The organism is Acinetobacter sp. WC-323 (assembly GCF_000314615.1).
Taxonomy (GTDB): domain Bacteria; phylum Pseudomonadota; class Gammaproteobacteria; order Pseudomonadales; family Moraxellaceae; genus Acinetobacter; species Acinetobacter courvalinii.
The window spans coordinates 42,390-55,924 of sequence record NZ_AMZS01000060.1 but is presented as its reverse complement, the minus strand read 5'-3'; the positions used below and the strand labels follow the sequence as shown (position 1 = coordinate 55,924).

At 41.9% G+C, this 13,535-nt stretch carries 12 protein-coding genes and 1 pseudogene; 9 read left to right on the top strand and 4 right to left on the bottom strand.

Features of this window, described 5'->3' with window-relative positions:
• Window positions 1–33 precede the first annotated feature (33 nt).
• Window positions 34–1,032 (top strand): adenosine deaminase, encoded by a 999-nt coding sequence (locus tag ACINWC323_RS04420; RefSeq protein ID WP_009514741.1) that lies wholly within the window; start codon window positions 34–36, stop codon window positions 1,030–1,032.
• 55 nt (window positions 1,033–1,087) lie between these two features.
• On the opposite strand, the gene ACINWC323_RS04425 is transcribed toward ACINWC323_RS04420, so the two are convergent.
• Window positions 1,088–1,645, bottom strand: a complete 558-nt coding sequence (locus ACINWC323_RS04425; RefSeq protein ID WP_005229594.1) for a cytochrome b — start codon at window positions 1,643–1,645, stop codon at window positions 1,088–1,090.
• Between the two features lie 225 nt (window positions 1,646–1,870).
• Between ACINWC323_RS04425 and ACINWC323_RS04430 the strand changes: the two genes are divergently transcribed.
• Window positions 1,871–2,254, top strand: a complete 384-nt coding sequence (locus ACINWC323_RS04430) for a hypothetical protein (protein ID WP_004771561.1) — start codon at window positions 1,871–1,873, stop codon at window positions 2,252–2,254.
• 36 nt (window positions 2,255–2,290) lie between these two features.
• Window positions 2,291–2,863, top strand: a pseudogene (gene rnhB, locus ACINWC323_RS04435) (ribonuclease HII); the annotation flags it as partial.
• 56 nt (window positions 2,864–2,919) lie between these two features.
• On the opposite strand, the gene csrA reads toward rnhB, so the two are convergent.
• From csrA to alaS, 3 genes are all read right to left on the bottom strand, one after another.
• Window positions 2,920–3,183, bottom strand: a complete 264-nt coding sequence (gene csrA / locus ACINWC323_RS04440; protein ID WP_004771563.1) for a carbon storage regulator CsrA — start codon at window positions 3,181–3,183, stop codon at window positions 2,920–2,922.
• A 237-nt stretch (window positions 3,184–3,420) separates the two neighbouring features.
• On the bottom strand, window positions 3,421–4,701 hold the full coding sequence (locus tag ACINWC323_RS04445) for an aspartate kinase (protein ID WP_005229607.1): 1,281 nt from the start codon (window positions 4,699–4,701) through the stop codon (window positions 3,421–3,423).
• A 66-nt stretch (window positions 4,702–4,767) separates the two neighbouring features.
• Window positions 4,768–7,458: an alanine--tRNA ligase gene (gene alaS / locus ACINWC323_RS04450; protein WP_009514681.1), complete on the bottom strand. Its 2,691-nt coding sequence runs from the start codon at window positions 7,456–7,458 to the stop codon at window positions 4,768–4,770.
• 257 nt (window positions 7,459–7,715) lie between these two features.
• Between alaS and ACINWC323_RS04455 the strand changes: the two genes are divergently transcribed.
• The 6 genes from ACINWC323_RS04455 (at window position 7,716) to ACINWC323_RS04480 (ending at window position 13,376) form a co-directional block, all read left to right on the top strand.
• Window positions 7,716–8,741, top strand: a complete 1,026-nt coding sequence (locus tag ACINWC323_RS04455) for a type I glyceraldehyde-3-phosphate dehydrogenase (RefSeq protein ID WP_009514798.1) — start codon at window positions 7,716–7,718, stop codon at window positions 8,739–8,741.
• Between the two features lie 39 nt (window positions 8,742–8,780).
• The gene (locus tag ACINWC323_RS04460; protein ID WP_009514482.1) at window positions 8,781–9,095 is read left to right on the top strand and encodes a hypothetical protein; all 315 of its coding nucleotides are present in this window, start codon (window positions 8,781–8,783) and stop codon (window positions 9,093–9,095) included.
• 69 nt (window positions 9,096–9,164) lie between these two features.
• Window positions 9,165–10,259 (top strand): hypothetical protein, encoded by a 1,095-nt coding sequence (locus ACINWC323_RS04465; RefSeq protein ID WP_009514631.1) that lies wholly within the window; start codon window positions 9,165–9,167, stop codon window positions 10,257–10,259.
• 177 nt (window positions 10,260–10,436) lie between these two features.
• The gene (locus tag ACINWC323_RS04470; protein ID WP_005229612.1) at window positions 10,437–11,603 is read left to right on the top strand and encodes an ATP phosphoribosyltransferase regulatory subunit; all 1,167 of its coding nucleotides are present in this window, start codon (window positions 10,437–10,439) and stop codon (window positions 11,601–11,603) included.
• Window positions 11,604–11,660: 57 nt separating this feature from the next.
• Window positions 11,661–12,980 carry an adenylosuccinate synthase gene (locus tag ACINWC323_RS04475; protein WP_005229615.1) on the top strand — a complete coding sequence of 440 codons (1,320 nt, stop codon included), beginning with the start codon at window positions 11,661–11,663 and terminating at the stop codon, window positions 12,978–12,980.
• A 78-nt stretch (window positions 12,981–13,058) separates the two neighbouring features.
• Window positions 13,059–13,376, top strand: a complete 318-nt coding sequence (locus ACINWC323_RS04480) for a putative quinol monooxygenase (protein ID WP_009514672.1) — start codon at window positions 13,059–13,061, stop codon at window positions 13,374–13,376.
• The last annotated feature ends 159 nt before the right edge of the window (window positions 13,377–13,535 follow it).

Below are 13,535 nucleotides of genomic sequence, written 5' to 3'. Positions count from 1 at the left end.
TAACACCCTTTTTTCTTTAGACGTGGAGTTTATATGAATCAAATCGAGCTGATTCGTGCCTTACCCAAAGCCGAATTGCATGTGCATATTGAAGGGACTTTTGAGCCGGAACTGATGTTTGCAATTGCACAGCGTAATCAGATTCAGATTCCTTATCAATCTGTTGAAGAAGTGAAGCAGGCGTATAACTTTCACAATCTTCAATCTTTTCTAGATATCTACTATGCCGGCGCGAATGTGCTGGTGCATGAGCAGGATTTTTATGACCTTGCTTGGGCATATTTTGAAAAATGTGCTGAAGATCGTGTCGTACATACTGAAATGTTCTTCGATCCGCAAACGCATACAGAGCGTGGGGTAGAGTTTGCAACGGTTCTTGCGGGTCTGAAACGTGCTTGTAAAGATGCCGAAGCGAAATTAGGCATTAGCTCTCAATTGATCATGTGCTTCCTACGCCATTTAAGCGAAGAGAAAGCATTTGAAACCCTTGAACAGGCCTTACCTTTTAAAGATGACATTATTGCCATTGGGCTGGACTCAAGTGAAGTAGGGCATCCGCCTGCGAAATTTGAGCGTGTATTTGCCAAAGCACGTGAAGCAGGTTTCCTGATTGTGGCGCATGCAGGTGAAGAAGGTCCACCAGAATATATCTGGGAAGCGCTGGATTTGCTTAAAGTCAATCGTATTGACCATGGTGTGCGTTCGGAAGAAGATGAACAACTGATGACACGTCTGATTGCAGAAAAGATGCCTTTGACCGTTTGTCCGCTCAGTAATTTAAAGCTTTGTGTCGTGAATGATATGGCTGATCACAACATTCGCCGTTTATTACAGAAAGGCGTTCACGTAACGGTTAATTCAGATGATCCTTCGTACTTCGGTGGTTATATGAATGATAACTTTATTGCCATTCAGCAGGCGCTGGATCTGAGCAATGAAGAATTAAAGCAGCTTGCGATTAACTCTTTTGAGGCTTCATTTATCTCGGATCAAGAAAAGCAAAAGTGGATTGCTGAAGTCAACATGCTCTAATTGTTTTCGTATAATAAAAAAACCGCTTTAAGCGGTTTTTTTATATTTGGACATTTTATTTTTTAGGCTGGCGTAACATGCTAAGTAGCACATTATCTTTATCAACTACATGATGTTTGATGGCCGCTAAGGCATGCCCAGCAACCAATAAGCCTGCAAACCATGAAAGATAAATATGGATGGGTTTAACAATGGCCATCAGATCAGGGTTGTCCTGTACTAAACGTGGAATTTCGAATAAATACAGAACCGGTGCAGGGTGTCCGGCACTCCAGCTAAATAAACAGCCAGTAATCGGTAAAGCTAATAACATTAAATACAGCAAGAAATGTCCGACATGGGCCAAGCTTTTCATCATGGGTGACATGGTATCTGGCAGTTGCGGAACAGGGTGGGTATAGCGCCAGAAAATCCGGATCACCACCAAGAAAATAATAGTCGTGGCAATATTCTTATGTAGGGTGATTACATCGCCTTTAAAGCTGCCATCAACCTCATAGCTCAGAAAATTACCACTGTAAAAACCAATCAGCCAGGCAATGATAAAAATTGCAGCCATGAGCCAATGAATGACTTGCGCCGTACGGGTGTAATATTGTGATGAGGTTGACATTGCAACATCCTGGCATTTTTATAAATGGATTTTTTTATTCTAATAACACCTTGTTATTTCTCATACAATGGAAATGTAACGGAGCGTTTTATGCTTAGAACGGTGGTACAAAAGCTTGCTTAGTTATAATTGTTATATTATGTAAAGTTTGTGCTGAGTCATATCATAAAGCCATTCATTTAGGCACAATACGCCTGCCAAAAATTTAGATACAGGTAAGGAATCATGAAAAAGTTGGTACTTATTGTTGCCCCTGTTGTTTTAGCCCTAACAGGATGTGTAACACCAGATGGCAGCAACTCGGCTGGCGCGACTTCTCAGCAATTGGGTATGGCGGCATTAAAAGTTGCGGTAAATGCAAAATGTATTAATGAGATTAATACATTACCGGCTTGGAAAACAGCAACACGTGTAATGACTGCTGAACAACGTGAAAATATCCAGACTGAAGTCTGTGGTTGTGTTAGCGAAAAAGCACCAAACAGCGTAACAGCAGTTGAATTAGCGACAGCTGCCATTGATCCTACTGCTCGTGCAACCATTGTGACTCAAGTGGTTTCACAAACTGTAAATGCATGTGTGGCGGAAACCTTTAAAAAAGCAGGTTAATAAGATCAGGCTGAGTCATCAGCCTATTTTGAGAGAAGTAGTATGACAATTGCAGGTGTAGATGAAGCGGGTCGTGGACCTTTAGTAGGTTCTGTGGTTGCCGCTGCCGTCATTTTAGATCCAAATAATCCGATTCAAGGTTTAAATGATTCTAAAAAACTAACAGAGAAGAAGCGCGAAAAATTATTCTTGGAAATTCAGGAAAAGGCATTGGCATGGTCAATTGCTGAAGCAACACATGCTGAAATTGATGAGTTTAATATTTTACAGGCGACTTTTCTGGCAATGCGTCGTGCGGTAGAAGGCTTGCATACCCAGCCATTAAAAGTGATTGTGGATGGTAATCAGATTCCAAAAGGAATAACGATTGCGTGTGAAGCAATTGTCGGGGGAGATGCAAGTCATGCCGAGATCAGTGCAGCCAGTATTCTGGCCAAGGTCACACGTGATCGCCAGATGCAGGTGCTTGATCAGCAATATCCGGACTATGGCTTTGCCAAACATAAAGGATATCCAACCAAGGCTCATTTTGAAGCGATCGCGACCCATGGTGTAATTGATCAACACCGTCGCAGTTATGGACCTGTGAAAAAAGCACTAGGTATATAAACAATTAAAGCGACTATAAATAGTCGCTTTAATTGTTCAGAAAAGAATTCTGCACATTAACGGTTGAAGTTATTATGACGAGGGAACTCGTTATTATCTTCTTCATAAGAATGTTGATAATCTTGATCAAGATGTTGCAGATGCTCATGCATGGCACGTTCATGTTGGATACGTTGGTAAATTTCCTCACGATGCACAGAAACTTCTTTTGGAGCATTTACACCAATACGCACCTGATTGCCTTTTACGCCAAGCACAGTAACACTGACTTGATCCCCAATCATTAATGTTTCTCCGACACGACGGGTCAGAATCAGCATGTTTATCTCCTTGCTAAACGCTTAAACTTGCGACAGGGAATTCATTGTTCGAAAGCACAGCCTAATATACAGAAAATTCTAACAGAAATATGTAAAAAACATTCTTTTTCGTAAGTTCTGTGAGAATCTTCTTAAAAACCTCAGGGCTAATATAACAGAGCCACTATAAAAAAAACTATAGTGGCTCTGTTTTTTTTCTTATTTACTCACAAGTAAATATGTTTAAGCAGCTATTAATTAAGCACGAGCACTGCTTTCGCCGTGTTCACGGTCTAGGCCGAAAGCTGTATGTAAACAACGAACTGCCAACTCAAGGTAGTTTTCTTCGATGATGACAGAAACCTTAATTTCTGATGTAGAAATCATGAGAATATTAATGCTTTCTTCAGCCAGTGCAGTGAACATTTTGCTCGCTACGCCTGCATGAGAGCGCATACCCACACCCACGATTGAGACTTTTACGATGTCATCACGGGTTACAACTTCACAACCTTCAATGCTGTTAGCAGTTTGGTCTAAAATCGCTTTCGCTTTCGCCAAATCGTTGCGGTTGACCGTGAACGTGAAATCAGTCGTACCATCTTCTTCAACATTCTGGATGATCATATCCACTTCAATGTTGGCATTACTGATAGGTGACAAGATTTTAGAAGCAATACCTGGCTCGTCAGGAACACCCAAAATGGTTAATTTTGCTTCGTCACGGTTAAATGCAATACCTGCAATGATTGGTTGTTCCATGTCGTCTTCTGCCTCAGTCGTAATTAGTGTGCCTACGTTTTGTTTGAAATCTTCATCAAATGCGCCATCATCTTCATTATCAAAGCTTGATAATACGCGTAATGGCACTTGATATTTGCCTGCGAATTCAACAGAGCGAATTTGTAAAACTTTTGAACCTAAAGATGCCATTTCAAGCATTTCTTCAAAAGAGATACGGTCGACTTTTTTCGCTTTTGGTGCTACACGTGGGTCAGTGGTATAAACACCGTCCACATCGGTATAGATTTGGCATTCATCTGCTTTTAATGCGGCTGCAAGGGCAACACCAGAAGTATCAGAACCACCACGGCCCAGCGTTGTGATATTGCCATTGGCATCATAACCCTGGAAGCCAGCAACAACGATTACACGGCCTGCATCTAAGTCAGCCGTCATCACGTCAGTATCAATCGATTCAATACGTGCTTTGGTAAACGCGCTATCGGTTTTGATCCCAACCTGACGACCTGTATATGATTTAGCTTCTACACCAATTGAATTCAGTGCCATAGCTAACATGGAAATCGTTACTTGTTCACCCGTTGACACCATTTGATCTAATTCACGTGGGTCAGGGGTGCTGGTAATGGCTTTGGCAAGCGCAAGTAAGCGGTTGGTTTCACCACTCATTGCAGATACGACCACGACCACCTTGTGACCATGATCATGCCAGCGCTTGACACGACGAGCAACATTTAAAATGCGCTCAGGAGTACCCATAGAGGTACCGCCATATTTTTGAACGATTAATGCCATAGTTGTTCCATATAAGCCATGACCCTGAGAGGCATCAGGGTCAGTTACACAAAAGTGAAGTTTTGTTTATTGCTCAAGCCAGGCAGGTAATGCTGCCATCACTTGATCAAACTTCTCGTTAAGTGGCGCGCCACCTTGTGCTAAGTCAGGTTTGCCACCACCTTTACCACCCAGCTCTTGAGCCAAGTGTTTGATGATGTCACCTGCTTTTAGAGTTGCAGCATATTGTTTAGCGACAGAGGCGATTAAACTCACTTTATCACCATCAACACCAGCTAAAATAATGACTGCATCTTCCAATTTTGATTTTACGCTGTCATGTAGATTGCGTAATGATTTGGCATCTAAACCTTGTACAGTGGTAATCAAAGTTTGACGACCCGCAATTTCTTTGACTTGATCCAACAGATCAGCCGCCTGGAAGCTGGCTAATTTTTGGTTTAGCTGCTCGATTTGCTTTTGCAGGCTAGACGCGGTTTCGACAATCGCTTCAACTTTTTCAACTGTTTGATCTTTTTGTGCTTTTAATAAGCCATTGATGGTTTGAATATCAGTTTCAGCTTTTTGAACGACTTCAACTGCTTTGGTACCCGTCACGGCTTCAATACGACGAACGCCCGCAGCTACGCCACCTTCAGAAGTGATTTTGAACAAGCCAATATCACCCGTGCGCTTCACGTGAATACCGCCACAAAGTTCGATTGAGAAGTTTTTCTCTTCAATCACTGAACCCATCGACAGTACGCGAACTTCCTCGCCATACTTTTCACCGAACAGCATCATTGCGCCTTTGGCTTTTGCTGTATCGATATCAAGCAGTTCAGTGGTTACCGCAGTATTTGCAATCACTTCAGCATTGACTAAACGTTCGATCTGTTGCAACTGTTCAAATGAAACTGGTTGGTCGTTGGCAAAGTCAAAACGTAAAACGTCACTGGCAACCAAAGAGCCTTTCTGTTGTACATGTTCACCAAGAATCTGACGTAAAGCGGCATGAAGAAGGTGAGTCGCTGAGTGATTACGCGCTGTTGCAGCACGGATGTCTGCTTTAACAGTCGCTTCAACATTTTGAGCTGCTTTTAGGCTACCCATGGTCACGATACCTTGATGGACAAAAGCACCACCCGATTTTTTAGTATCTTGTACTTCGAAGATACCGGTATCGTTTTTGAAGATACCTGTGTCACCAATCTGACCACCGCTTTCTGCATAGAAAGGGGTTTGGTTTAGAACAATAAGTGCTTCGTCACCTTCGTTAATTTCATCAACCTGAACGCCATCTTTGTAGATCGCAACAATTTGACCTTGGCCTTGAGTCGCGTCATAGCCATCAAACTGAGTTTCGCCTTCAACTTTGACAATGCTGTTATAGTCAACTGCGAATTTACCTGCATCACGTGCGCGTTGACGTTGTGCAGCCATTTCAACTTCGAAGCCAGCTTCATCAATGGTCAGGTCACGCTCACGTGCAATATCAGCCGTTAAATCCGTTGGGAAACCGTAAGTGTCATACAGTTTAAATACAGTTTCACCTGGAATGACATTGCCTTTCAGTTGAGCCAATTCACCTTCAAGTAATTTCAGGCCTTGCTCAAGTGTTTTCGCAAATTGCTCTTCTTCTTTCAGCAGTTGCGCTTCAATGCGTGCTTGCTGTGCAGCAAGTTCTGGATAAGCATCGCCCATCACTTCGATCAGCGGTTGCAACATCTTGTAGAAGAATGAACCGGTCGCACCGAGCTTGTTACCGTGGCGGACTGCACGACGAATAATACGACGCAACACATAACCACGCCCTTCATTTGAAGGATTAACACCGTCAGCAATCAGGAATGAGCATGAACGTGCATGGTCTGCAATCACTTTTAAAGAAGCAGGGTATTCAACCGGTTTATTTTGTGCTTTCGCTTCAGCTTCAATGGCAGTGGTATCCAAACCAATGATTTCAGCCGCTGCTTTTAATAAGTGCTGGAACAAATCAATTTCATAGTTTGAATTAACATGTTGCAATACTGCAGAAATACGCTCCAAGCCCATACCTGTATCGACAGAAGGTGCCGGAAGAGGGTGCATCACACCATCCGCAGTACGGTTGAACTGCATGAAAACGTTGTTCCAGATTTCGATGAAACGGTCGCCATCTTCTTCAGGTGAGCCGGGTAAGCCACCCCAGATATGGTCGCCATGATCATAGAAAATTTCAGAACATGGTCCACATGGACCTGTATCACCCATTGCCCAGAAGTTGTCTGATGCGTATTGTCCACCCTTATTGTCACCAATACGGATAATACGATCTGCGTCTAGACCGATTTCTTTATTCCAGATATCAAAGGCTTCATCATCAGTGTGATAAACCGTGACATATAAACGATCTTTCGGTAAACCTAGCCATTGTTCGCTGGTCAAGAATTCCCAGGCAAATTTAAGCGCGTTTTGTTTGAAGTAATCACCGAAAGAGAAGTTACCTAACATTTCAAAGAAGGTATGGTGACGTGCGGTGTAACCTACGTTATCGAGGTCATTATGCTTACCGCCTGCGCGGACACATTTTTGTGATGAAACGGCACGGACATAATCGCGCTTTTCCAGACCTAAGAAACAGTCTTTAAACTGGTTCATACCAGCATTGGTAAATAGCAACGTTGGGTCGTTGGCGGGAACGAGAGAACTCGACGCGACGCGTGTATGCCCTTGCGATTCGAAATAACGCAAAAATGCTTCACGGATTTCAGCTGATGTCATAAAGCGAGTACTCACAACCAAGACACTCCATAATTTTGAATTTGGCTATATGCAACAAGGTACGTTGTTTTTAAAGTTTTACAATCGAACCCGGTGCGTGGCATAGATTTTAAAAGTGCTAAATTATAACGGAAAATACCCGCCTCACCAACGATTTTACAAGCAATATCATATAAAACTGTGTTTAAGCTAAAAATCTATATTCAATAGGGCAACTGATGTTTTACCATATAGCACAGAAAAGATGATGTTTTGATGAATAAGGACGCTACATGCAACGTATCGCTATCAATGGATTTGGTCGAATTGGTCGGAATGTATTACGTGCATGGTTTGAAAGTCCAAAACAGTTTCAATTTGAAATCGTTGCGATTAATGATGTGGCCGATGTTCAGACGCTGGTGCATTTATTTAAGTACGATACCACGCACGGACGCTTTGCCGGGCAAGTTGAAATTCTGATTGAAAATGAATGTATTTTTCTAAACATTCAGTCCAATCAACGCCAACTAAAACTACAAGTTCTGAAGCAAGAGCAACCTGAATTATTGCCTTGGGCAGATTTAAATATTGATGTAGTACTGGAATGTACCGGTCTATTCCGTTCACGTGCCGATGCAACCCGTCATGTCGAGGCAGGTGCGAAGCGTGTGATTATTGGGGCGGCGCCTTTTGACTCTGTCGATGCTGCGATTGTCTATGGTGTTAATCACAACGAGGTGAAAGCAAGCGATCAGATCATTTCCAGCGTATCGTGTACCACGCAAGCTTTAGTGCCGCTGGTTAAAATCATTGATGATGCCTTTGGTATTGATACAGCATTGATGACTGAAATCCATGCAGTCACAGCCGATCAATCAGTATTGGATCATGCGCATCGGGATTTGCGTCGCGCACGTGCGTCTGGGCAAAATATTATTCCAACAACATCGAGTGCCTTAGGTGCGCTAAAACAGGTCATGCCAAAAATGGAAGACCGGATTGACGGTTATTCTATTCGTGTACCGACCATTAATGTGGCAGCGATTGATCTTACTTTTGTTTCACATTCACCGATTACCGTGCATAAAGTCAATGAAGTCCTCAGCAAAGCGGCTCAGTTTGATTATGCGCAGATTATGCAGGTGACAGATGAGGATCTGGTGTCGAGTGATTTTAATCATTCACCTTATTCTTTAATTGTGGATTTAACCCAAACCATGGTAGTGGGACACCAAGCGAAAGTTTTTGCGTGGTATGATAATGAGTGGGGCTATGCAAATCGTTTACTAGATTTGTGTGAATCTTTTTGTACTTAATATTTTAAATAAGATATAAAAAATAATGTGGGGTATTCAATGACATTGATATTGGTTTGGGGATTTATTGTTATTTTATTGGTGGCGGTGGCTTTTTTATTCTGGTTACAGTTTAAAAATGTAGACGTACAAAACCAAGACCTTCAAGTTTTGCATCTTGAAGAAAAAGTTGTGCATTTAGAGTTGCATCTTAAAAAGAGTCTGGAAATTATGCAGGACCTTGCCAAAAAAATGCATGTGCAACAGGAAGTGCTGGATCGGACCGTGGCAAATATGGCGGCATTAGAAAAGCAAAACGTTGAAATGGTCAATGTGTTAGAAATAATGGTGAAAGGTAGTAACAAGAGCCATTAAAATACATTTTGTATGATGTGGTTGATTTATATAATATGATTTTTATAACAAATAATATGAAGTGATTTTATGAAGTCGAATTTTAAAAATAAGGGTATTTGTATTCTCGCAAGCAGTCTGCTGCTATCGGCCTGTGGTGGTGGGGGCTCTGGTCATAATGACGGAGCTAAAGTTGAAGAAAAACCAACTCAGGAAAATGTGCTTTACCAAGTTTATTATCAGGAACCCAAACCTACTGACAATATTGTTGAAGACTATTTTGAGATAACAAACTATTTTATTAAGAATAATCAGATTAATTTCAATAAGTCACATAACGAGCCGTTAGATCAGAAGGTATTGACTGAAACAAAAGTGATAGCAAAAGGTACGCCACAATCGAATGTCGTTAAACGGCTATCTTCTACGCAATGGCTTTATGAACGCACACCTGAACTTAAGCAGAATTTAAACTTTCAACTGGTAAAATTAGAAGGTCAAAATATTTTTGATCGGGTAATGCCGGGTTATAGAGATCATTCTGATTTAACAGCGAATCCTGATCGACTTGACCAGAATTTAATTAAATTTTATTCCATCTATAAAGATGCTGTATTTCCTCAGGGGAGTTACTGTTATCGGCTAAAACAGAGCCAGTGGAATCAAGCTTATATTGAATCTGATTTTTCCTTCACTGATTCTCCAACTTTTAATGAGCAGAAGCAACAAATTGTAGACCGATATAATAATCTGGGTGAGGATAAGAAATATTTCAGACTTTTAGATACACAGTGGCATGGTTATAAAGTGATTGGATTGGAAAACTTAGAGACGGCTGAAACAGACAGTAGATTAGGAAATAGTGAAAATCAAAGTACCAATAGCCAATTTTTTTCTAGTCATGTATGGGATGCAGACAAGCATTTAGCCTATGAAAAAAGTCATCCTTATCAAGGTGGAGACAGCCCAATTGATTTATGGATAAAGCAAAATCAACGATTGAATAATGCCAAATTAGAGAACGGCTGTTTTGCATTCAATACTCAGGCAGCCAACACAATCAAAAATCTGAATCTGATCAACTGGAAGCAAGGCGATAGTTCAGATGTTGGGCAGTTCTTAGGGATAAGAACAACGACGAGACTTTCAAATGTAAACACTCAATCTGTTGAATCTACTCATTAATTTTATATTCGAGTTGAGAGGGGCGGATTATAAAACTATAAAGATTTATGCAAATTCGAAGGTGCATCACATAAATCTTCGTGCTACACTACGCTGAATCGGGCATTCACCCGATTTTTTTATGTGGTTGCTTTTTGTGTGGATGCCTCCACATTGAACAGATTTTAGGTTTGGAACATGACCATTTCAGAGACGTGGTTGCTCCCTGACGGGGTAGCAGATGTATTGCCCGAACAAGCGCAAGTTGTTGAAACATTGCGTAGAGAAGCGCTAGATTTCCTCGCAGTTCGAGGTTATCAATTGGTGTATACACCATTTATTGAATACATTGAATCGTTGTCTTTACTTTCAGAATCGAATCAAGATTTAGATCTAGTTACGTTCAAGGTCATTGACCAGCTGTCAGGCCGTTTGCTTGGCGTTCGTGCGGATATGACACCGCAAGTTGCACGTATTGATGCCCACGTACGTCCAGTCGAAGGCGTGGCACGTTATTGCTATGCAGGTTCAGTCTTGCATACCAAACCACAGAATTTTAATGCAACGCGTGCGCCTTTACAGTTAGGTGCAGAGTTGTATGGTCATGACAGCATCGAAGCTGATGTTGAAATGGTCAATGTGATGCTCGCTTTAATTGAGCACACACATACGCTTGAAGGAGCGCATCTAGATCTGGGCCACGTCGGTTTATTCCGTAGTCTGGTGAAGCATGCTGGCCTGAATAAAAATACCGAAAGTGAACTTTCTGACTTATATCAGCGTAAAGCCTTGCCGGAGCTGGAAGAATTTACCCAGAGTTTGGCGATGGGTGCAGATTTTTATGCTTTAGGTCGTTATGCAAGTGATCTGGATGCATTGCAGGCACATTTAAGTCAGGAAATTTTAAATGATGTTGATTTCAAGATTGCCTTTGATGCATTGAAAACAACATTAGCGCAAATTCAGTCAAGCTGGCCGAATCTGAATGTGGGTGTCGACGTGGTTGAGCTACGTAGTTATCACTATCACACGGGCTTGATGTATGCCATTTATGCACCAAATCGTGCTGCGCCACTGGCTCAAGGTGGGCGTTATGACGGTATTGGCGAACATTTTGGCCGTGCGCGTCCAGCAACCGGTTTTAGCTGTGACTTATATGCACTAGGTGCAACACAGTTTGTCGACATCGAAACTGTTGTCGCGCCAAAAGGTAATCAACAAGATTTATTCAATGCAATTGTAGATGCGCGTAGCCAAGGTTTACGTGTGGTGCAACTGTTAGGTAATGATGATTTAAGCTCAGTGCCCTATGCGACCCATCAGATGGTGTCTCAAAATGGTCAGTGGGTGATTGAAAAGATTTAATTGCCGGGTTTTAAGACTTGGTTTCCAATTTTAACAGCATGATGTAATGAGGCTATTATGGGCAAAAATGTTGTGGTACTTGGTACCCAATGGGGCGACGAAGGAAAAGGTAAAATCGTCGACCTGCTCACAGATCAAGCGGCTGCGGTAGTACGCTATCAAGGCGGTCACAACGCAGGACATACTCTTGTCGTAGGTGGTAAGAAGACTGTATTACACCTCATTCCATCAGGTATTTTACGTGAAAACGTATTGTGCTTAATCGGGAATGGTGTAGTTCTTTCTCCTGAAGCATTAATCAAGGAAATGGCCATTCTGGAACAAGAAGGCGTACCTGTTAAAGAACGTTTACGTATTTCTCCAAACTGTCCATTAATCTTGCCGAACCATATCGCGCTAGACCAGGCACGTGAGAAAAAACGTGGTAATGCCAAGATTGGTACTACAGGTCGTGGTATTGGTCCAGCTTATGAAGATAAAGTTGCACGTCGTGCAGTACGCGTCGCTGACTTGATCCGCGGTGGTGCGTTGCTTGAAGAAAAACTTCAGGAAATGCTTGAGTTGCATAACTTCCAGCTTTCTCAATTCTATGGCGTTGAAGAAGTTAAGTTTGAAGACGTACTTGCGCTTTGCAATGAATGGCGTGAAGTGCTTGAACCATTAGTGATTGACGTGACTAAAGTGTTACATGATTACCGTAAAGAAGGTAAGGCAATCATGTTCGAAGGCGCGCAAGGTTCATTACTTGACATCGATCACGGTACCTATCCATACGTAACCAGCTCGAATACCACTGCAGGTGGCGTAAGTTCTGGTTCAGGTATGGGACCACTGCATTTAGACTATGTTCTGGGTATTACCAAAGCTTATACAACACGTGTAGGTGCTGGTCCATTCCCAACTGAATTACACTACAATGCAGCAACCGATACCGGTGATGCGATTGGTCGTCACTTAGGTACAGTCGGTCATGAGTTTGGCGCGTCTACTGGCCGTCAACGTCGTTGTGGCTGGTTCGATGCAGAAATTCTACGTCGTTCAGTTGAAGTAAACTCATTGTCTGGTATTTGCTTGACTAAACTTGATGTATTAGATGGTTTAGAAGAAGTGAAAATCTGTGTGGGTTATGAAGATGTAGATTCAGGCTGTGCCGGTTCTTCTGATGCGATTTCATTCGAAAGCTTGAAGCCGATCTATGAAACCATGCCAGGTTGGAGCGAGTCTACTGTAGGTTTGACTCAAATCGATCAACTTCCTGCCAATGCATTGGCTTATGTACGCCGTATTGAAACATTAATTGGTTGCCCAATTGATATCGTTTCAACAGGTCCTGACCGTGCAGAAACAATCGTATTACGTCATCCATTTTCAGCATAAGCTGAGTTGATGACAAAAAAGCTCTCATGAATTTGAGAGCTTTTTTTATGCAAAAATTTCGGAAAAATAAGAGCCAATATGACCTTAAAGCTGATTGCAGAAGACTTTATTCAACCCGAATACATTGAGATGGTTTTACCGCTGTATCAGGAACTGGTTGAAAAGACCAGATCTGAGGCAGGATGTATCGCTTATGACCTTTACCATGATCATAAGCAGAAAGGGCATTTTGTTTTTATTGAAGAATGGGATGGTCGGGCTGCACTGGATTTACATGTACAGTCTGAGCATTTTCAGCGCTTGGTGCCACAAATTGATCAATATCAAACACAAGCTGGACGTTTTACGCATCTACATCGTTTTGAGACCTTGTTTGAGAATCAAGATGATCAGTAATACGGCTTTGATCTAGCAAATGGTGATAGCAAAAAATCAGCTTTGGATTCCAGACTTTGTTATTTCACAGTCTCAAAAATCCTCGTTATATTAGCTTTACGTTCAAACCAAGAGGGTTTTAACGATGACGAAAAAGAGAATCCGTTACAATGGCTATGA